Source organism: Rhizobium ecuadorense, assembly GCF_001187535.1.
GTDB classification, from domain to species: domain Bacteria; phylum Pseudomonadota; class Alphaproteobacteria; order Rhizobiales; family Rhizobiaceae; genus Rhizobium; species Rhizobium ecuadorense.
Window position 1 is genome coordinate 1 of record NZ_LFIO01000488.1, and the last position, 236, is coordinate 236.

At 69.9% G+C, this 236-nt stretch carries 1 pseudogene; it reads right to left on the reverse strand.

From position 1 onward, the window contains the following. Positions 1-236: pseudogene (locus AF337_RS11530) on the reverse strand (maleylacetate reductase); the annotation flags it as partial.

The window sequence follows — 236 nt, forward strand, 5'->3', positions numbered from 1 at the left end:
GAGCACGGTGCCGCAGAGCCAGGCGCCGTAGAGCGCATCGGCGCGGACACCGGCATCCCGCGGCACAGCGACGATGTCGGGCAGACTGGTCTTGAAGGCGCGCAGCCCCTCCGCCGCCATCAGTGTCGATATCGGGTTGCGATCCTGCGCGTAGAGCGCCTCGACCGCATGGGCCATGGCATTCAGGCCCGAGGTGACGCTCATGCCAACCGGCAGGCCGAGCGTCAGGGCGGGGT